Here is an 18,688-nt window from a genome sequence, read left to right on the forward strand (position 1 = left end):
CAGACGGCCGCCGTACGGACCATCGCCCGGTGGGCCGCCGTCCCGGAGAGCCGCGGGTGCGCCGCCGCCCCTCGCCCTGCCCCTCCGGGACACCGATGGGGCCCGTGGCCGTGCGGCCACGTGACCGCACGGCCATACGTCCCTGGCCTCTATGCCGGAGCAGTAGCGCGGGCCGGGGTGCCCGGCCTCGTCAGGCGGCGAGGCCGGGCACCCCGGCGACGTCCTCGCCGGGCGAGAGGTACTCCTTCAGCGCCCGTACGCGGTACGCCTTCGCGCCGTCGGTGTAGTGGGCGTCGCGCCGCCTGGTGGCCATGTGCTCGGCGGTCAGCTCGACGACCCACTCCTCGGCCTGGTGGCGCTCCTCCAGCGCATCGAGGGCGGCACGCATTCGCATCCGCTCCTCACTGCCCTCCTCGGCGGCGAGCCGCTTCTCCTCCAGGGCGTCCACGATGCAGATCTGCCCGATGCGCAGGAAGTCCCGGTACGCCTGCCCGCCGGTTTGGAGCCGGGCGGCGGCCTGCTCGACGGTGAGCGCGCCGCGGCTGCGGGCGGCGAGCGCGGCCGCGAGGTCGGCCGTCTCCTGACGGCGCTGCCTGTCGTAGCGGGCGGTGGTCTCGGCGAACGCCTCGTCGGGGTGGCGGTCCATGATGGCCCGGCCCTCCTGCGTGAAGTCCTGCCGCCAGGCGTCCGGGTAGTCCGGTCCCCAGGTCTCCGCGTACGCGTACGGCCCGCCCGTGCCGACGCGCAGGAGGGTGGCGGCGATGCCGGCCGGGCTGCGGCCGCCGACGAACCAGGCGATCGTCTCCCAGCCGTTGCTCTCGCTCCAGACCGTGAGGCTGTAGTTCGGCGGGTGCTTCTCGTCCGGGTACCAGGCGGGCTCGGGGATGGGGGCAGCGGAGTCCGGGCGGCCGGGGAGCCAGGTGTCGTACGGCACGCGGGGCACCACGGGCCGGTTCGGGTCGGCGTCGACCTGGTGGACCCGGACCGGCGGCTCGGTCTGGTTGGCGGTGGTGTGCGCCCAGACCTCGGCCCGCAGGTTCCCGCAGTCACCGCCGGCCGGGCGTGAGGGGGTGCTCAGCCGGTGGGCCACGAGCGCGTCGGCCAGGAGGACGGCTTGGTCGAGGCGCTCGCACCAGGCGTTCGTCCCCCAGCTCGGCGCCCCGCCGGTGTGGTCCTCGCCCACGATGCCGTCTGGTACGGAGTAGGTCCGTACCTCGTACTGGAGGTTCTCGCTCGGGCGGAACGGGGCGAGGGAGGCCGGGAGGTCACCCGGGTTCTCGACCGACCAGCCGTTGTGGACGTAGCGCCAGAACGGCTGTGCGTTCGAGGACCAGACGACCGGCCACAGGGCGGCGACCTCCACCCGGCCGTCGTGCAGGCGGTACGGCACGGGCACCCGGGTGCCCTTGGGCACGACCCCGGTGCAGTCGCGAACCTCGCGGATGACGATGCCGTCGGCGGCGGGCTCGACCACGCCCCAGCGGACGCCGCCGTAGGTGCCGCCTTCGCGCTGGACCATGGAGTGGCGGGCGCTCTCGTCCCAGACTTCCGTGGCGGGCACGGTGCCGCGCTCGGCGACGACGGCGGACAGGGCCGCCACCACAAGTTCGTCCCACCCCGGGGACGCCGGGTCGGGGACGGGCAACGAGGTGTTCCGCAGGACGGTGGTGTACTTCGCCCCGTCTCTGGCGGCGGCACGGGCGCGCTTGGCGGCGCTGGACTGGTTCTTGGGCACGACGTCTCCAGACCGGACAGTCCCACGCCCTCCCGGCCGTACGTCAGGGGCCACAGAAGGAAGACGGCACGCACGACGGCGCACCGGAGTTCATCTACGCGGGCCCCTGGAGACCTTGGCCGCCCCCTGGTCGGGGCTTGCCCGCAGCGTGGGTGCGGGCGTGTGCGGCGATCGGCAGTACGCGGCTAGCCGGGTGGTGCAGTACCACGGTATCGGGCGGGAGCGGACGGTGTGGAGGAGTCGGTGGACTCCTCCACGCCATAACTCCGGCTGGTGGCACTAAAGACCAAAATCCGGCACTGGAGACCAAACTTGAGGCTGATGTGACGCACGGGGCGACCTCGGGGGCGTCAGGCCGCGAGGGAGAGCCAGCGCCCCAACTGCTTGCTGATCTTGTCGACGCCGACGGCCGCGTGCCGGGCCCGGCGTTCCTGATCACCACGGCGGCGGATGTAGGACAGCGTCGTCGCCGGATCGTCGTGTCCGGCGAATTCCTGGATCTCCTCCAGCGGGGTGCTGTCGTCGTGCATGTGGGTCAGGCGGCTGACGCGCAGCACGTGGGGGGTCAGGTCCCGGCCGGTGAGGACCCCGGCCCGTTTCCCGAGCCGGGTCAGGATGCGGTCGACGTCGTGGCGGTCGAGCCGGCGCCCTTCGGAGTCCAGCAGCAGCGGCCCCTCGGTCCGGCCGTCGATGAGGAGGACCAGGAGCTCGGCGAGGAGGTGGGGGATCTCCCACTGCCTGCCCTTTTTACCCTTGCGGGTCAGGTCGATTACGGGCTTGCGGCCGTCACGGAAATCGGTGACGTCGGCCTCGCACCATTCGCTGACGCGGCCGGCGAAGATGTAGACGAGGGAGGCCACGACCACGTCGCGCAGGCACTCCGCCCAGTCGAAGAGGCTGGCGTACTCCTCGATCTCCAGCATCGGAGTGGCGGTGGTCTCGTCGTGCCGGTCGATCTTCGGCCGGTTGTGGCGGGTGACCGGGTTGGGGATGAAGGTCTGCGTCTCCTCGGCGGCGAACGTCGTCAGCGAGGACAGCGCGGACAGGCGGCGGGCGATGCTGCGGTCCGCCCGTTCCCGCTTCTCCTCGCTGAGCCGCCAGGTCGTCACGTCCCCGCGGGTGATGCAGCCGATATAGAAGCGCTCGTGCCCGAGTTCCTGGGCAAATCCGTGCCAGAACCGGAGGTCATCGGCGTACGCGCGCTTGGTGTTGACGCTGGGGATCGCGGAGGACGCGAGCCAGTTCATGACGGTGGTGAACGTCTCGGCGGTGCAGATGTCGCGCAGGATGTCCATGCGGTAGCGGCGCGGGCCCAGCGTGCGGTCCTTCGGGTCGCGCGGGGCCACCTGCCCGAGATCCTCGCGGATCTTGGCAAAGGCGTCCTCCGCCCGGGTCGGCGTCTGCACGACGTCGCCGGCAGGACGCTGGGCGACTTCCGGGCGGGGCATCACGGCCGGAAGTCCGGCTGCGTGGAGAACGTGGCGAAGGCCGGACAGCACAGCGACACGATCATCCGGAACCTCTGGGTGGTTTCCCTGTCGGTCATCTGCCCCTCCTCACTCTCGGCCCCCAAAGCTACCTGCGCAGACGGACAGCGGAGCGGCTGCCCTGCCCAGGGTCGGCCGTCTGGAACGTCACGCGGGTTCGGCACAGAACTGCCGGGCGCCGCGCAGCGTAGTGCGCAGCTTCGCCTGGTCGCTCGACTGTCGAGGCGAGGGCGTCCTCCTGAAGCTGTCACGAAGTGACAAGTAGCGCTCCGTAGCCGGGACAAATCGACGCCGCCCTTTGGGCGAGGAGGCCGCGACCTGCGCTGATCACCCCCGAAGTAACCCGTGGGCCCGGTACGCCCGAAGGTGTCGCCAGGAGACATGTCTCCTGGCGACACCTTCGGGCGTACCGGGCCATGTCGTCACGACGTCCGGCTGCCGCCGGTCTCTAGATGCCTTCCTGTAGGTGGTGGAGCTCGGCGAACAGGCCGCCGTCGTTCAGCAGTTCCTCGTACGTACCGGTCTCCACGATTTCCCCGTCGCGCATGACGACGATCTTGTCGGCGACGCGCGCGTTGGCCAGCCGGTGGGTGATGAACAGCGCGGCACGTCCCTCGGACAGGGCCCGCAGGCGGCTGAAGACCTGGTGCTCGGCGCGGGCGTCGAGCGCGGCGGTCGGCTCGTCGAGGATGAGGACGGGCGCGTCGCGGTGGAAGCCGCGGGCGATGGCCAGGCGCTGCCACTGGCCTCCGGACAGGTCGTGTCCTCCCCACCAGGAGCGCGCGAGGGAGGTGTCGAGGCCGTCGGGGAGTTTGGCCAGGACGGTGTCGGCGCCGGCGAGCGCGGCCGCCGCGTGCACGGCTTCGTCGCCTTCGGGGCGGGGCTGGCCCAGGGTGATGTTCTCGCGCGCGGCCAGCGGCCAGCGGACGTAGTCCTGGGGGACCATGCCGACGGCGCCCCAGACCGTGGCAGGGTTCAGGTCGACCAGGTCGTCACCGTCCCACGCGACCTTCCCCGCGGTGGGGAGGTAGAGGCCGGTGAGCAGCTTCGCCAGCGTGGTCTTGCCGCAGCCGTTCTCGCCGACGAGCGCGACGACCTGGCCGCGTTCGATGTCGAGGTCCACCCCGCGTACGGCCGGCTCGGTCTTGCCGGGGTAGGTGAACTCCGCTCCGCGCGCCTGGATGATCCGAGGTCCTTCCGGCGGGACGGCCTTGCCGCCGCGCCGCATGGCCCAGTCGCCGGCCTTGTCGAGGAACCGGGCCCAGTCCGAGACGTAGAGGCTGGTGGCGAACAGGCGGGCGGCGGCCCGCACGCTTCCGGTCAGGGAGGCGTTGGCGGTGCGGACGACCAGCACGGTGGTGGCGGCCACGGCGACGTCCATGCGGCCGGTGAGGGTGAGGAAGAGGATCCCGGCCCAGACGACGGCCACCGCGAGCGCGGCGAGGAGGTCTCCGGCGCCCTGGGTGAGAGCCGCGCGGCGCGAGGCGGTGATCTGCTCCCGCTCCAGGCGGCCGGAGATGATGCGGTACTGCTCCAGCAGGAAGCCGCCCATCGTGGCGGCGCGCAGCTCGGCGGCGGTTCCGCGGTCGGTGGTGTACTGCGACAGGACGCGGCGCAGGCGGGTGTCGGCGAGGCCTCGGTGGGCGGCTTCGTGGTCGAGCCGGGCGGCGCGTACGGCGCCCCAGATGCGGGGGACGACGGCCAGGAGCAGCAGGGGCAGCAGCAGTGCGTTGAGGGTCGCGACGACGAGGACGGTCGCGAGGAGCTGGGCGGCGGCGGAGATCAGGCTCTGGGTGCCGCCGATCAGCTCGGGCATCTTCTCGGCGCCCTGGGTGGCGGCGAAGCGGCCGTCCTCGAAGGTGGAGTCCTCGAATGCGCTCAGTTCGGCGGCCGTGGAGGCGTTGATCACCGCGAGGTCGGCCTCGCGGTTGACCTGGGGGGCGAGGCGGTTGGCGCAGAACCGGGCGGTGGCGTCGGCGAGGTAGCTGCCGCAGGCCGCCGCGGTGACGATCAGCAGGGCGGGCAGGGCCTGGTGGAGACGTCCGGAGGCGCTTCCCGTGCCCAGTAGGGCGGTCAGGGTGGTGGAGGTGTGGTGCAGGGCGATGGCCGTCAGGACGGCGCTGGCGACGGCGGCGAGGCCGAGGGTGAGGGTGGCGCGGCGGTCGGCGCGCCAGCTCAGGCGTCCGGCCCGCAGGAGGGTGGCGGGGAGCTGGGCGGCGATGGCGCGGGTGCTGATGCGGGTCTTCTCGCCGGCGTGTCCGTCCTCTTGAAGGCGCATGACGGGCGGCGCCCCGGGGGCCGGGATCGTGGTGGGGACGGCGGGTGCCTGCTCGGCGTTGGAGGCCGCCGGGGTGGTCGTAGTCACCCGGCCCATTGGCGGAAGGGGCGATGGTGCGATCAACCGCAATTCCGAACGCCTTGGCGCATCCGGCCAGTTCAGAACGCCTGGTCGTCAACTTCACGCGACACGGCTTCACTCTTATGGGTGAAGCCGAGGGCCGGAGGGAGGCTCAGGTGCTCCGGCCCCCGGTGCTCAGGGGGCGGTGTAGATCGGGGTCCAGGGGTGGTCACGGCCGCCGGCTTCGTCGTCGCCCACGTGTCGGCCGTCCGCGGTGCGCACCCAGGCGTGGAAGGCGGCGGGCAGGGCGCGGGCGCCCAGGACGAGGTGGCAGCGGCGGCCGGTGAGGGCGACGGCGACAACGGTGGCCAGGGAGCGCTCCTTGCAGTCGATCTGCCCGCGCCACCACCACGGCTGACAGGCGACGACAGCCTCATACATGCCCTGGACGTGGGCCAGGTCGGCGGCCGGCAGAGCGGTGACAGACCGGGCCAGGGCCAGACGCGCCCGCATCCGCCACCGTTCGACCGGGAGCGTCCGGACCGCGAGCGCCACGAGCATGGCGGCGCTCGCCGGAAGACGGCGCGCCAGGGCCGGGCGTGCGGGGGCGTGGATCATCTCCGTCACCGCCACCACCTCCTTCTCCGTCGCCGGGCCTGGACCGGGACGCGGGCCAGGAGGCCCATGTCGACGAGCCCGGCGAGGTAGTCGTCGACGGCCTGGTGGGTCGCGGCGACGTCGAGACCGGCCGGGATCGCGATCTCCTCGGCCAGGCCCTCGATGCCGCCGCGCAAGACCACGGCTTCCCAGATGCGGGCGCCGTGGCCGGAGAACATCCGCCACTGGCCGTCACGCAGGTTCAGCACCGCCGTGCCTCCGCCACAGCGGCCCCAGTGCACATGCTCGGGAACGGTCAGCACGCCGCCTCCAGGGGTCGGTGCTCGCCGGCCGCAAGCCACTGGCACGTCATCGCCAGCCGCTGGAGGTCGTAGAGGGAACCGGCCTGCGTGCCGTCGACCGCGGCAAGGGCCGCGAGCGCGAGTTCGGCGTCGAGCAGGCCTGCGGCCGTCAGGGCGCTGGAGCGGATCGTCTCGGAGAGCGCGGCCCGGTGGTGGATCATGCCCGCGGTGAGCTGCCGGGTGAAGCTGCCCTTGGAGGTGCGGCCGGTGAGCCAGGCCGGGAGGTAGGGCAGCGCGGCAGGCAGCAGCGGCTTGAAGCTGGTGACGCCGTGCCGCTCGGGCGGGGCGATGGCGAACGCGGCCCGCACCACCTCGTTGTCGAGGAAGGGGTGGACCTGGTGGATGTTCCACGGGGCGGTGAGCGGCACCGTGTCCCGGGCGTCCGCCCCGATCAGCCGCAGGGAGAACCGCTGCTCCGTGAGGTCGGCGCGCGCATCGGCGTCCGTGGTGGCGGCCGCCTGGAGCAGGAGCGCGGAAACCCGCTCACGGCCCTCAGCCGTCAGCCACCTGCCCGACTGGCCCAGGTGGCACCAGGACCACACCCCGGAGCGGCGGCTGTCGAAGTCGCCCCGGGCCGTACGCCGGGCCGCCGCGCGCAGCGCGTCCGCGTGCCCGCTGCCGGCGGCCTCGGTGACCGCGCTCCACAGCTCGCGGGGCGAGCGGTTGCGGGCGCGGGCCCAGCCGGTCACCTGGCGGCGGGCCGCCCGGCGCTCGCCGAGCTGCACCATGCCGATCCACGCGGCGCTGCACGAGTCGAGGACGACGTCGCCGCCGGTGCCCGTGAAGTGCAGCGGCAGCCCGGCCGCCGGGCCGAGGTAGAGCGCTTGTTGCGCGGTGGTCAGGCTCACCGCCGCGGGCTGGTCAGTCAGCGGCTGCGCCGCCGTCCAGCCGAACGGCAGGTGCTCCCGGCCTCCCGCCCCCACGTGAAGGTCCGTGTCGATGTGAGCGGCGACCCGGCGGGCGAAGAGCAGGTCTTCGCCGCTGGTGTAGTCGTCCGCGTAGGTGACCGCGCGGACTTCGCCGTCCCGGGCCGCGAGGATCGCCAGGGTGGAGGAGTCCAGCCCGCCGGAGACGTCGGCGCCCACCGGCCCGCCGGCGACCTGCCGCACGCGCCAGCTCACCGACCGCTCCAGGGCCTGCGCGAAGGCCGGGGCGCCCTGGGCGAGGGTGGCGGTGGGCACGATTCCGTGGACGTCGACCAGCTCCGTTCCGCTCCCGTCCAGCAGGAGCCCGAACCCGGGGGGAACGGCGCGGACGTCCTCGTAGACGGTGCGGTCCGGCCAGTGCTCCGGACCGGCGACGAGCCGCGCGGCCAGCATCGCCAGGTCGGGCTCCGCCTCGATGTGCTGGGCGAGACGGCGGGCGCTGGTCGACCAAATGGTCTGCGGTCCCCGAGTCGTGTGGAAGACGCTGCGGAACCCTGACAGGTCTCCGCAGACGAAGGTGTGCGTGGCGCTCTGCGCGATCACCCAGTACGAGCCCGGAAGATACGTCAGCTCCGCCCACCGTCCGGCCGCCGCCGCCCGGAGAAGGGCCTGCTCGTGCCCTGCCTCCAGGAGGAAGTCCCCGACAAAGGCGACACGCACCCCCTCGTCCGCCAGGACGCGGGAGCGGCAGCCCGGCCCCATGGTCACGCCCGGCATCCCCGCCGTGTGCTGCCCCGCGCTCCACCGTGGCGACGAGGCGCCACCGGTGATCCATTCCTCTTTCATGAGCCTCCCCTTTTCGTGACAGAACGGACCCGGGGGGCCGGCGCAGGCCGACCCCCCGGGGAGTTCACGACGCGCCGATGGTCACTCGAAGTACATGGTGCCGGAGGTGTCCGCGTCGTTGTTCGGCTGGCGGCCGAGCGTGGCCCCCTCGACGGAGAAGGTCTGCGGGAGGGCGATGACCGGGGCGACGGAACCGGCCGGCTGGGCGGTCTCGACGGGCTCGGCGGTGTTGATCGTGGTGGAACGCATGGTCGTACCTCCGTGACGTAAGTCGGGATGGTGCGCCGCGGTGTTCGCCGTGGCATGAACAGATCACCACCCGCAGACGGCGGCCGGTACCCGCCGCGTGCCGCCGCTCCCGACGCAACCCGCCGCCGCCCGCCCGCCGCGCGCCCCCGCCGAATACCGCCGAATTCCCCGGCCCCCTGTCCGCGCCCCGGCCGCTCTTCTACGCTGCGAGGTTGGACGGCACTCAGGAGGATGGACGGATGACACCCCCGCCCCGCACGGTGAAAGAACCCAACGTCCTGTTAGACCACTGGATCGTGCGGGCGGGGCTCTCCAACGCCGCGCTCGCCCGCGCCGTCACCGACCGCGCTCGTGCCGCCGGCGAACGGGGCATCAGCCCCAGCGAGGGCCGCGTACGGGCCTGGAGGAACGGCGAGACCCCCCGCCACCCCGTCCCCCAGCTCATCGCCGACCACCTCGCCGAACGCACGGGCCTGCCCGTCACCTGCGCCGACATCGGTATGCCCGACCGTACGACGCCCGCCGCCGCAGGTCTGAGCCTCCCCTGGCAGCCCGCCGCCACCATTGCCGCAATCGCACACCTCACCCGGAGCGAGATGATGGTCCCGCACAGCCGTCACAGTGACGAAGCCCAGTCCGTTCACGTCGGCCAGGACCTCCTCGACCCCCTCCAGCAGTGGGCCACCGCCACCCCCTCCACCCTCATCGCGCGCGAAGGCGGCCGCCTGGGAGCGAGCGACATCGAGGGCATCCGCGCCGTCACCGGCATGTTCCGCGACGCCGACAACCGTCACGGCGGCATCCTCTCCCGCAAGGCCGTCATCGCGCAGATGGCCGACGCCAACGCCCTCCTGGGCAGCGCCTCGTACGACGAGGCCACCGGCCGGGCGCTGTTCTCCGCCGTCGCCGACCTCGGCTCCGTCGCGGGCTGGATGACTTTCGACGCCGGCATGCACAAGCAGGCCCAGCGCATCTTCGTCACCGCGCTGCACGCCGCGAGCGAGGCCGGCGACAAGGCCCTGGGCGCCCACATCCTCCAGTGCATGGCCCGGCAGATGTCCCACCTCGGCCACTACGACGAAGCCCTCGACCTCGTCTCCCTGGCCCAGTACGGCGCCCGCCGCCAGGCCACCGCCGCCACGCGCTCGATGCTCGCCGCCCTCGAAGCCCGCTTCCACGCCATCCTCGGCCAGACCCGCGAGAGCGAGCGCGCCGCCGGAAGTGCCGAAGAGCTCTTCGCCGCGATCGACCCCGAGCAGGAACCCGCCCACATGGCCTTCTTCGACGAGGCAGAGCTCTGCGCCACCGTCGGCGTCGCCCACCAGATCGCCGCCAAGCACGACGACGGCCCCCGGCGGGCCCGGCACGCCGAACGCTCCCTGCTGCTCCTGGGCAGGGCCCTCGAACTCCGGCCCGAGCACCGCGTCCGCAGCAAGGCCTTCGACCACCTCGGCCTCGCCCGCACCCACCTCACCGTCGGCGAAGTCGCCGGCGCCCGCCAGGAGACCCAGACCGCTCTCGACCTTTTCGGGATCATCGGCAGCACACGAGTTGGAGACCGCCTGGGCGAACTCCATGACGAAGCCGAGCCCTACGCCAGCACCCCCGAAGCCGCCGAACTCCGCGACCAGATCAGGACCGCCGTGGCAGCCTGATCTCAAGGGAGCACGGTCTCCGTAGTGGTGCGCACCACCAACCGGAAGAGAAGCCCCAAGTGCTGCTCCTGGCGGTCCGCAAGTTCCTGCCGGGCTTCCTCTTCGCTCGAAAGGGAGCGGCCGACCGACAGCCAGGCCCGGGTCGCCGTGTGCCAGACCTGGATCTTCCAGGAGGTTTCCACACTGCTGGTGTCCCCGGCGCCGGGCGCCGCTCCGATCGCTTTCAGACAGGCTCGGCACAGCCGGTCCCAGGAGACGCACCCGCGGGCCAGCTCCATGACCGGAGCGGTCTCCGGAACGGGCCGGCACACCGTGTCGGCGCGGAACTCCAAGGGCATGGGCGGCAGTTCGCCGCCGCTGTCGAGCAGATGCAGCACCCCGGAGGTCAGCGTGCGGCCGACGTGGAAGCCACCGATCACCGCCGGCGCCGCCGAGACGGGCGAGGAAATCGCGTAGCGGGTGGATTCGTGCCCGGTGCCGGGCGTGAAGGAGATCAGGCCCAGGGCGCGCAGGCGGCGCCGGGCCGTGGTCACGGTCTGACCGCTGTAGCCGGTGGCCTTGGCCAGTTCCGCCACGCTCACGGACCGTCCGTCGAGCCCCTGCAACACCTTCAGCACGGCCCGTTCGCTGCGCCGTAGCTCCTGCGGTACGTCGGTGGTCATGGCGGGAGCGTAGGGCCTTCAGGTCGCGGCGATCGTGTCGGCGAAGGCGTTGTACTCGTGTTCGGTGAGGGTGAACGCTGCAAGGGTGCCGTGCTCTCCCCCAGGGCCGGGTGAGGTCCTGCACCTTCCCCACTTCCAACTTTCAAGGCTTTCCATTGATGGATACCTTGCTTTCCACTATCCGAGGCCCTACCTTTCCGATCATGGATAAAGGAGAGCTGGGCCGCAGATTGACCAATGTTCGAACCAGCCACCGTCAGGTACAGACCCTCAAGCGGGAGTTGCACGCGGCCGAGAGGCAGCGGGATCGCGACGTGGCTGAGCTCGACAAGTTCGCGCAGGCCCACAAGGAGGCGCGCGTCGAGGCAAGTCGGCGCACGGTCGCCCGCGAACTGGGCGTGACCCATCCGGTGATCACGAGCATGATCGAGCGAGCGGGGAGGGACCCCTACCCCGTGGACCCGACTCGCCTCGTTCCGGTCTTCTCCGCCTACGAGGCGGCGCAGTACGTCAAGAGCGGCGCCTTCGGTCAGGTCACGGGCGCGACCGTAGCCTTCACGGAGACCGACATCCTGCTGGAGTCCGGACGGCACCCGAAGGCGTTCGCCGACGGCACGCGGATCGCGGCACCGAACATGCTGCTGCGCAACGCGGAGGGTGAGCTGCTGGGGGTGGAGGAGTGCCTGGCCGGGTACGGCGGCACAGGGCCGAGCAACAGCGTCCGGCTGCTGGAAGAACTCGGCTGGGACAAGGAGATCGCCCGCCAGGTCATGCACTACCGGTTCGTCGAGTTCGACAAGAAGCAGGGTGTCGTCCGGACGAGTGAGGAGAGCCTGCACCACTGCGGGGGGAACCTGGAATACACCGGTGGACACCTCGTTGCACGCCTGCGCCACGGCCGCCCCTGGGCCCCCGTCGGCCGGACCACCCCCGCCGGCGACCCTCTCGGGCTCCGCACCTGGGTCAGCGAGATCCTGAACCAGCCGGAGGCGTACCCCTGGGTGGCGGGCCCTCGCGTTGCCCGGGTCTACCTCAACCGGGACACCGCCACGGGGTTGCAGGACCGCATCCGCTACCGGCCCGGCGTACGCAACAGCCCCTTCAGCGTTGTGATCGAGCAGGGTGAGCTCCAGCTGTGGTGCAGCGCCATCTACCCATCGGACTGGGCGGAACTGCTGTCGAAGGAGCAGCTCGACGTCCTCGCGGCCGTGGACATGTACCCGGCCGATGTCGAGCCGCGGGGCTGGTTGGACAGGTTCCTCCCCCGCCGCCGGGAACGCCCTGACTACATCGACATCTCCGCTGACGGCACGAGCGGGCTCCAGCGCGAGCCGGACGGGTCTGAGCTGGACGGCGAGACCTTCGACGGGACCTGAACCGCCTGAACGGCACAGCCCAGAGAGCCAGCCCGGAACTACCGAACATCCTGATCCCCGATTGCAGCCTCCAAGCTTTACCGGCGCAGCAGCGCGGCCGCACACAAAGCGGGCCTTGGCCCCCTCTCACGCGAAGGGGGCTAGGGCCCGTCGCTTTTCTGGCAATAAAGATCACCCCGGCAAAGAGGCCAGGGCCGGGGCCCGAAGAAGATCTCACCCCTTCGGGTAACACCCACTTACCTTCGAAGGTAAGCGGGTGTTACCTTTCTGGTGTCCGGGCGGGTCGCCACCCGCCCGGACCTTCGGCGCCGCCGCCATGCAGGGCTGCGGCCACCATCAGGGAGTAGACCATGCGTGTCCTGCTTTCCACCTACGAATCCGTCACCCCCGACCTCGACGACGAGGAGCGCGAGGCCCTCGCGGCTCTCGCGGGCGCCGGCGTCGTGATGCGCGCCACCCGCGCGACCGACACCTACGGCCAGGAGGGCGCCGAGGTCCGGCTGCGCGGCTACACCACCGAGGACGGCCAGGAGCGGTGGGCCGTCATCAGCAGCGGCCACGACTACCGGGATGTCTCCGACACCGCCGACGAGGCCGAGGCGGACGCCGCCTACGAGGAGGAAGTGCGCAACGTCGCCGAGTCCGGGGGCGAGGACGACGCTCCCTTGTGGGGGTACAGCGACGTCTCCGGTGTCCCGCACGCCGCCTACACCCTCCTCGTCGAGCGCAAGCGGGACGGCGAGTGGGAGGGTGAGGAGGTGCAGGGGTACCTGGGCCGCTTCCCGTCCCTGCCGTACCTGTACTCGACGGATGACCACTCCACGGCGACGGACCTCGCGGGCGCCGCCCTGGAGATCATGAACGGCATCGCCTCCCAGCAGGCCGACGCCAACTACGACGCGGCGCTGATGCGCGCCGTGGGCGCGAGCTTCGTGGACGAGAGCGCGGAGGCGGTCCGCGTCACCGTGACCGGTGTGGGCGCCGACGGCGAGGAGACCCACACCGAGGAGCGCGCCGTCCCCACGCAGACGCCCACCGAGGAGGAGATCGAGAAGCACCGTCGCCTCCTGGGCGAGGTGGACGCCGCGCGGGAGGCCGAGTACGCGGCCGAGGAGGCCGCGTACTACGCCGAGGTGGACGCGTTCTACGCCGAGGTGGACGCGTTCTACGCCGAGCACGTCGACGGCGACTGATCTTCCCTCCGCTCTCGGGCCCGGCCGTCCGGCCGGGCCCGCCCCTTACCTCTGGAGTACCCACGTGCAGAACAACCCCCTGGACCATGCGGCCCGGGTGCTGGCCGAGACCGACCCGGCCCGCCGCTACCACGCGGCCAAGGCCGCCGCCGAGGCCGCCGCCGCCCCCTACGAGCGGGTCGCCGATGAGGCGGTGGAGGACCTGATCGCGCAGCACGGCGGCAACGTGGCCGCCGCCGCCCGGGAACTCGGCCTGACCCGGCAGGCCCTCTACATGCGCGACAAGCGGGAGAAGACGGGCGGCGGCGCCGGCGCGGCCGCCGCCGAGCAGGTCCAGCCCGCCCGGCACTTCAACAGCCCGCAGGAGGCCGAGGACGCGCTGCGCGACTGGGCGCTGGACCAGCAGGAGGTCACCGACCAGCTCGACGTCCTGCTCCTGGGCGCCCTCGCCGCCGGCGCCGACCCGGTCACCATCTCCGAGCTCAGCGGCGTCCCTCTCGCCACGCTGCGCCGGATCCGGCCCGGCGGGAACATCACCGTCTCCCGGCTCAACGAGTACGGCCCGGAGATCGAGGACTTCGCCCGTGCGGTCCACGCCCGCGCCGCCGCCCTGCGGGCCGCGGCCGCCACCAAGGCCGAGCACAGGTCCGCGAGCATCTGGCAGCACGCGGCCCGGGCGATCGTGACGAACGTCGCCCCGTACGCGCTCATGCCCGACCCCGGCATCCACGTCGAGGACTTCGACACCGCCGAGGAGTTCGCGGAAGCCCTCAGCACCCGGGAGCCGAGCGAGGAGGAGAAGGCCGAGGACGAGCGGGAGCCGTCCCGCCTCGCGGTGCTCAGCCACGACGGCTACCTCGCCGCCACCTACCTCGTCTTCCGCCGCGAGGCCGCCCGCGAGCGGCTCCCGTTCGAGGAGACACCGGAGGAGATCGCCGCCGGGGAGGCGGTACAGGCCGCGTTCGGCGAGCTCGCGGACGCGATCCTGCACCTGCGTACCACCGGCCAGGTCCCGCCCGCCCTCCTGGAGGCGTCGTGAGCCTCCCCGGTATCGCCCGCGTCACCGAGACCGACATCGAGGCCGCCGCCGCGTTCAGGGAGAAGCTGGACGAGCGGCCGACCGGCTTCGCCGATCTGCTCTTCGATCCCCCCGCCCACGGGCCGACCGCGTGGCTCAACCCGAACGACCAGGCCGCCGTCGGCGTGACCCTGACCTACCGCCACCCCGGCGCCCCGGACCAGGACCGGCTCCTGCCCGTCCTCCACGCCGTCGGCCGGTGCCACTCCTACGGCGTCAGGCAGTTGATGCAGGTCGGCACGGTCATGCTCGGCGGCGAGATCGCCGCCCGCTACCTCTACCAGCAGCTCGCCCGCAGGTATCCCCCCTTCTTCCTCAAGCCCCTCAAGACGGTCATCGCCCTCCAGTGGCCCCTGCCCGAGGAAGGGCGCCCGGACGGCCCCCAGCACCCCGCGATGGCGCTCCTGCGCCTGGCGAACGGCCCGGACCGGGGCCTCTTCACCGTCACCGAGATCCAGGCCATGCGCCTGGTCGCCCGCACCCTGCCCGGCGGCGGCGACCAGGAGCAGCGGCTGCGGTGCGCCGCTCAGATCTGCTCGACCTTCGCCCGCGGCCACATCCGCTTCCGCCGCGAGGACCTCGCCGCCGTCCGCGAGGAAGTCCTCACCGCCCGCACCGCCGACCAGCTCAACCCGACCCTGGAGACGCTGTGACCCCTCTCATGACCGCTCGCGTCACCGCGCAGGACGCCGAGATCGCCGACGCGAAGGCCGCGAAGCTGAACCGGACCGAGGACGGCGTCACCGGCCTGCTCTTCACGGTCCCGGACCACGGGCCGACCGCGCACATGCTCGCGCAGGACCGCGCCGCCGTCGGCATCGCCCTCACCTGGGGACCGGGCCTCTGGGACCTGGACGAGACTCGGCTCCTGCGCGTCATCCACGCCACCGGCCGGGTCCACCGACGGGACGAGGAGAGCACCCCGTCCCTGCATGTCGGCGCGGTGATGCTCGGCGGCGAGATCGCCGCCCGCTACCTCTACCAGCAGCTCGCCGGCGAGCACGGCCCCCACGGGCTCGAACCCCTCGCGGCCGCCGTCGCCACCCTGTGGCCCCTGCCCGACGAGACACCCCCGCCCGTCCACGGGCACCTGGGGATGGCGCTCTTCCGGCTGACCCAAGGCCCCTACGAGACCCTTCTCAGCGCCGACGAGATCAAGGCCATGCAGCTCCTCGGCCGCGCCATGCCCGGTGGAATCGACCAGGGCACGCAGGTGCGGTGCGTCGCGCGGGCCTGCCACCACATCGTCCACCAGCGCAACCAGCTCCATGCCGAGAACCTCGCCGCCGTCCGCGAGGAGATCCTCACCGTCCGCACCGCCGGCCAGCCTCAACCGGTCAACGGGCCCCTGGGGTGGGCGCGGCCAGTAGGACACTCGACGCACCGACCGAAGGAGACGTTGTGACTATCCAGCCCGAGCATCACGACCATGCCCTCCCGCCGATGCACACGCTCGCCGAGCTGCGCACCGCCCTGCGCCACGGCGGCTTCGACGGCGACGCCGCCGCCTTCGAGCGCGAGCTCGCGGCCGCCGACCTCGACGACCCGGCAGCCGTACGCGGCATCGTCCAGGCGTACCGGCGCCGCGTCACCCTGCACTCCACCCCGGAGGCGATGACGGCCCTGTCCCGGTCCACCGACGACGTCGAGGCGGAGCTCCGCCGCAAGCTCGCCACCGAGGGGGGCCAGTGACCCGAGCCTTTCTGTCCGACAGCGCGGAGAAGATTCTCGCCGAGCTGACCGCGACCGAGCAGGCCGCCGTCGAGCTCGTCCGCCAGCACCTGGAGGACGAGCCCGACCCCGACGCCGCGCGCGGCCTCCCGGATGCCGATCCGCGCTCGGAATCGTACGTAATCGACCTCCTGCCCGAGCAGACCAGAGGACGCGGCATCTCGATCGTCTACCGCTACTCCCCGGACCTGGACGCCGTCCTCGCCCTCTGGCTGATCGCCAGCCCCTGACCGTCCGTCCGGCCACGCGAAGCGCCCCCGGCAGGGAAAGTGTCGGCGGCGCTTCGCGTTCCGAGGGCACGCACCCGGCCCGCCTCTTCCGGGCCCGCACGCACCCCCCCATTTGGGCGATTCTCCCTGGACCTCCGTACGGCGGCATAGACGCGAGCACAGACGGTGACCGGCAGACCGCGCGCCACCGACGACCTCGCGGATCGGTGTGAATTTTTACACCGGATCAGTAGCCGGGACGAAGTACCAGCCGCCCGAAGCTCCCGAGGCCCGGCTTCGGTCCGCTCACTGCTGCGCCTTTCCGTGTGTGCCGATGCCGATCCGCTTGGGGTCGGGGACTTCCACGATGTGCCCGATTCCGAGTTCGATGGCTTCCTGGGCCGCCTGGGGAAGCCCGTAGGCGTCGATGAACCCCCTGCACATGGCGGCGGGGAAGTCTTCCGGTACGGCGGGCCACATCGTGGAGTGGCATACGATCTGTCCGCCGCAGTCCCGGGCCTCGCGGATGAGCTGCTGGCGCCGTCCCGGGCGCAGAGGGGCGGCCGACGCGGCGGGATTCAGGACACAGGTCGTGCAGCGGTCTTCCAGGAGCCGGATCTCCCCCGTCTCCGGGTTCGCCACCGGTGGTACCGGGTCCTCGTCCTGCGGGACTGCGCTGAGGGGATGGTCGCTCGCGGCCCTCATGCGCCGGCGGCTTCCTGGGAGGCGACCGGCGGCGTGTAGCCGGGCGTGCGTTCCCGCAGGCGGCTGTAGCGGGTCTGGGCGGTGCGGCGGTCTTTCCCTCCTGCGGCCTGGGCGATGTGCTCCCAGGTGCGACCGTGGTGGAGGCGAGCGCGGTCGACCAGCTCCAGCTCGTGGAGGTCGAGGTCGCCGCGGGCGCGGTCGAGCAGCAGGATCGCATCCTCCAGGTCCTGGCCGGTGACGGAGTTCCCGCCATCACCCTCCATTGCCCTGGCGACCAGCATCACTGCCTCCAGTGGAGCGGCTGTGAGGTAGGGGCCGCCGTGGGAGTTGAGGCGGCGGTAGCGCTCGTCGCCGTGGCGGCGGGTGAGCCGTTCCAGGGCGGCCGCCTCCCGGGGGTACGGGTCGGAATCTTGAGTCATGGCGTCATCATATTGATGACATCGAGGCGTTGTCACCGTTTTGTTGACATCCGTTTCAAGATCATTTAACCCGCGCATAATTCCGGTTATGCGCGAAGCCTGGTGATCCACTATTTGATCATGTGCATGCTATTTCCTAGTAGGAAAAAAACGCGCTGAAGGCGGTACGCTACGGGCGGCGACCACCATCCGGATGGGGCGCTCATTCGATAAACCGCAGGTCAGAGCAACTTCTCAGGAGAACTGCGGCGCGCGGAACAAACCGTCACCGATCCAACCCGAAGGACACGCGAGTGCACACCAGCAAGGATCTCTTCGGAGTCATCGACACCATCACGACCTGGTTCGAGTGGGCGCTCTGGCTCGGAGTGGGTGCCGGGGTGCTCACTGCCGTGGTCGGTTGTGTCGGCACCGTCCTGGCGCGGCAGTCGCAGAACTCCTATGTGGCCCGCAATGCCGGAGGGCTGGTCCTTCGGGGAGCTGCCCTCAGCCTCGGGTGCGGCGTCTTGAGGGGGCTCCTCCCTCTTCTGGTCGGCGGGACGGACCGTGAGCCCTCCCCCGCTTCGGAGCCTGCCGAGTCCGGCGGCGACGGCGGCCTGGTCGACGTATTGATGTGGGGTGCCCTGACCCTCGGCGGCCTGGCGGTGGCGGCGCTGGCCGGGTGGGGGGTCTGGAGCGTGCGGCGGCGCCACATCACGAAGCGGCGCCGGCGGCAGACCCTGGAGCGCTCGCACGACACGGTGGCCGTCGCGTACGGGGACTACCTTGGCGACGTCCTGGAGTGGCTGGACCGGCCGTCCTTGGGCGATGTGAGCGTGCCTGAGACGGCCACCCTGGTGCAGGCCCTCGCCGCGGCGGACGACGCCAGGCTCGGCGACGACCTCGACCGCTACCAGCGGGCCGTCGCGGAGCTGCGGACCGCGTGGCAGGCGGCGGACGACCATGCCCGCCGCACCGGCCTGCGACAGCTCCCTCCTGCCGAACGGAGCGCTGCCGAGCAGGCCCGCAAGCTCCTCGCCACGGCACTGGACACCGGTTCCGGCAGCGAGCACGAGCGGCGGAGCGCGTACGCGAAGGCCCGCAAGCTCCTCGACGGCATCCTCGTCGTCCCCCCGCAGGCCGTCGCTGCCCTGGAGGACAGCCACCGCCTGGCCCTCGCGCCCAAGCACCTCTGATCCGG

The 18,688-nt window shown here is 71.9% G+C and carries 19 protein-coding genes; 9 read left to right on the forward strand and 10 right to left on the reverse strand.

The genetic code is table 11. From position 1 onward, the window contains the following. Positions 1-190: 190 nt before the first annotated feature. From ACIP5O_RS33320 to ACIP5O_RS33350, 7 genes are all read right to left on the reverse strand, one after another. The gene (locus ACIP5O_RS33320) at positions 191-1,735 is read right to left on the reverse strand and encodes a hypothetical protein (protein WP_401300436.1); all 1,545 of its coding nucleotides are present in this window, start codon (positions 1,733-1,735) and stop codon (positions 191-193) included. Between the two features lie 350 nt (positions 1,736-2,085). Beyond that, on the reverse strand, positions 2,086-3,183 hold the full coding sequence (locus ACIP5O_RS33325; protein ID WP_401300439.1) for a tyrosine-type recombinase/integrase: 1,098 nt from the start codon (positions 3,181-3,183) through the stop codon (positions 2,086-2,088). A gap of 487 nt (positions 3,184-3,670) precedes the next feature. Beyond that, complete coding sequence (locus ACIP5O_RS33330; RefSeq protein ID WP_401300442.1) at positions 3,671-5,596, reverse strand: ABC transporter ATP-binding protein; 1,926 nt, start codon at positions 5,594-5,596, stop codon at positions 3,671-3,673. A gap of 159 nt (positions 5,597-5,755) precedes the next feature. After that, positions 5,756-6,178 (reverse strand): lasso peptide biosynthesis B2 protein, encoded by a 423-nt coding sequence (locus ACIP5O_RS33335; protein WP_401300609.1) that lies wholly within the window; start codon positions 6,176-6,178, stop codon positions 5,756-5,758. 5 nt (positions 6,179-6,183) lie between these two features. Continuing rightward, positions 6,184-6,480, reverse strand: a complete 297-nt coding sequence (locus ACIP5O_RS33340) for a PqqD family protein (protein WP_401300444.1) — start codon at positions 6,478-6,480, stop codon at positions 6,184-6,186. Continuing rightward, positions 6,474-8,231, reverse strand: coding sequence for an asparagine synthase-related protein (locus ACIP5O_RS33345; RefSeq protein WP_401300447.1), 1,758 nt, complete (start codon positions 8,229-8,231; stop codon positions 6,474-6,476). Before ACIP5O_RS33345 ends, ACIP5O_RS33340 begins: the two co-directional genes overlap by 7 nt. Before the next feature lie 81 nt (positions 8,232-8,312). Continuing rightward, positions 8,313-8,480 (reverse strand): hypothetical protein, encoded by a 168-nt coding sequence (locus tag ACIP5O_RS33350; protein WP_401300450.1) that lies wholly within the window; start codon positions 8,478-8,480, stop codon positions 8,313-8,315. A gap of 239 nt (positions 8,481-8,719) precedes the next feature. Here ACIP5O_RS33350 and ACIP5O_RS33355 point away from each other — a divergent pair, with 239 nt between their 5' ends. Next, on the forward strand, positions 8,720-10,135 hold the full coding sequence (locus ACIP5O_RS33355; RefSeq protein ID WP_401300453.1) for a transcriptional regulator: 1,416 nt from the start codon (positions 8,720-8,722) through the stop codon (positions 10,133-10,135). Positions 10,136-10,137: 2 nt separating this feature from the next. Here ACIP5O_RS33355 and ACIP5O_RS33360 read toward each other — a convergent pair whose 3' ends face one another. Next, positions 10,138-10,797 carry a MarR family transcriptional regulator gene (locus tag ACIP5O_RS33360; RefSeq protein ID WP_401300456.1) on the reverse strand — a complete coding sequence of 220 codons (660 nt, stop codon included), beginning with the start codon at positions 10,795-10,797 and terminating at the stop codon, positions 10,138-10,140. A 314-nt stretch (positions 10,798-11,111) separates the two neighbouring features. Between ACIP5O_RS33360 and ACIP5O_RS33365 the strand changes: the two genes are divergently transcribed. From ACIP5O_RS33365 to ACIP5O_RS33395, 7 genes are all read left to right on the forward strand, one after another. After that, positions 11,112-12,173, forward strand: a complete 1,062-nt coding sequence (locus ACIP5O_RS33365; RefSeq protein ID WP_401300459.1) for a hypothetical protein — start codon at positions 11,112-11,114, stop codon at positions 12,171-12,173. 350 nt (positions 12,174-12,523) lie between these two features. Further along, positions 12,524-13,366, forward strand: coding sequence for a hypothetical protein (locus ACIP5O_RS33370; protein WP_401300461.1), 843 nt, complete (start codon positions 12,524-12,526; stop codon positions 13,364-13,366). A gap of 64 nt (positions 13,367-13,430) precedes the next feature. Beyond that, complete coding sequence (locus ACIP5O_RS33375; RefSeq protein WP_401300464.1) at positions 13,431-14,405, forward strand: helix-turn-helix domain-containing protein; 975 nt, start codon at positions 13,431-13,433, stop codon at positions 14,403-14,405. After that, complete coding sequence (locus tag ACIP5O_RS33380; RefSeq protein WP_401300466.1) at positions 14,402-15,097, forward strand: hypothetical protein; 696 nt, start codon at positions 14,402-14,404, stop codon at positions 15,095-15,097. Before ACIP5O_RS33375 ends, ACIP5O_RS33380 begins: the two co-directional genes overlap by 4 nt. Positions 15,098-15,105: 8 nt before the next feature. Next, complete coding sequence (locus ACIP5O_RS33385) at positions 15,106-15,849, forward strand: hypothetical protein (protein ID WP_401300469.1); 744 nt, start codon at positions 15,106-15,108, stop codon at positions 15,847-15,849. After that, complete coding sequence (locus ACIP5O_RS33390; protein WP_401300472.1) at positions 15,846-16,136, forward strand: hypothetical protein; 291 nt, start codon at positions 15,846-15,848, stop codon at positions 16,134-16,136. The genes ACIP5O_RS33385 and ACIP5O_RS33390 overlap by 4 nt, the downstream gene beginning before the upstream one ends. Beyond that, positions 16,133-16,405 (forward strand): hypothetical protein, encoded by a 273-nt coding sequence (locus ACIP5O_RS33395; RefSeq protein ID WP_401300475.1) that lies wholly within the window; start codon positions 16,133-16,135, stop codon positions 16,403-16,405. The genes ACIP5O_RS33390 and ACIP5O_RS33395 overlap by 4 nt, the downstream gene beginning before the upstream one ends. A 285-nt stretch (positions 16,406-16,690) precedes the next feature. Here ACIP5O_RS33395 and ACIP5O_RS33400 read toward each other — a convergent pair whose 3' ends face one another. After that, positions 16,691-17,089, reverse strand: a complete 399-nt coding sequence (locus tag ACIP5O_RS33400) for a hypothetical protein (protein ID WP_401300478.1) — start codon at positions 17,087-17,089, stop codon at positions 16,691-16,693. Beyond that, positions 17,086-17,508, reverse strand: coding sequence for a hypothetical protein (locus ACIP5O_RS33405; protein WP_401300480.1), 423 nt, complete (start codon positions 17,506-17,508; stop codon positions 17,086-17,088). The genes ACIP5O_RS33400 and ACIP5O_RS33405 overlap by 4 nt, the downstream gene beginning before the upstream one ends. A 293-nt stretch (positions 17,509-17,801) precedes the next feature. Between ACIP5O_RS33405 and ACIP5O_RS33410 the strand changes: the two genes are divergently transcribed. After that, positions 17,802-18,683, forward strand: a complete 882-nt coding sequence (locus ACIP5O_RS33410) for a DUF2786 domain-containing protein (protein ID WP_401300482.1) — start codon at positions 17,802-17,804, stop codon at positions 18,681-18,683. Positions 18,684-18,688: the final 5 nt, after the last annotated feature.

The organism is Streptomyces sp. NPDC088915 (assembly GCF_044749825.1).
Lineage (GTDB): Bacteria > Actinomycetota > Actinomycetes > Streptomycetales > Streptomycetaceae > Streptomyces.

What these genes read in the sequence shown, in the direction of transcription:
- ACIP5O_RS33325 (WP_401300439.1), bottom strand. Translation starts at nt 3,183, where the DNA reads ATGCCCCGCCCGGAAGTCGCCCAGCGTCCTGCCGGCGACGTCGTGCAG.
- ACIP5O_RS33330 (WP_401300442.1), bottom strand. Translation starts at nt 5,596, where the DNA reads ATGGGCCGGGTGACTACGACCACCCCGGCGGCCTCCAACGCCGAGCAG.
- ACIP5O_RS33335 (WP_401300609.1), bottom strand. Translation starts at nt 6,178, where the DNA reads ATGATCCACGCCCCCGCACGCCCGGCCCTGGCGCGCCGTCTTCCGGCG.
- ACIP5O_RS33345 (WP_401300447.1), bottom strand. Translation starts at nt 8,231, where the DNA reads ATGAAAGAGGAATGGATCACCGGTGGCGCCTCGTCGCCACGGTGGAGC.
- ACIP5O_RS33350 (WP_401300450.1), bottom strand. Translation starts at nt 8,480, where the DNA reads ATGCGTTCCACCACGATCAACACCGCCGAGCCCGTCGAGACCGCCCAG.
- ACIP5O_RS33355 (WP_401300453.1), top strand. Translation starts at nt 8,720, where the DNA reads ATGACACCCCCGCCCCGCACGGTGAAAGAACCCAACGTCCTGTTAGAC.
- ACIP5O_RS33360 (WP_401300456.1), bottom strand. Translation starts at nt 10,797, where the DNA reads ATGACCACCGACGTACCGCAGGAGCTACGGCGCAGCGAACGGGCCGTG.
- ACIP5O_RS33370 (WP_401300461.1), top strand. Translation starts at nt 12,524, where the DNA reads ATGCGTGTCCTGCTTTCCACCTACGAATCCGTCACCCCCGACCTCGAC.
- ACIP5O_RS33385 (WP_401300469.1), top strand. Translation starts at nt 15,106, where the DNA reads ATGACCGCTCGCGTCACCGCGCAGGACGCCGAGATCGCCGACGCGAAG.
- ACIP5O_RS33400 (WP_401300478.1), bottom strand. Translation starts at nt 17,089, where the DNA reads ATGAGGGCCGCGAGCGACCATCCCCTCAGCGCAGTCCCGCAGGACGAG.
- ACIP5O_RS33405 (WP_401300480.1), bottom strand. Translation starts at nt 17,508, where the DNA reads ATGACTCAAGATTCCGACCCGTACCCCCGGGAGGCGGCCGCCCTGGAA.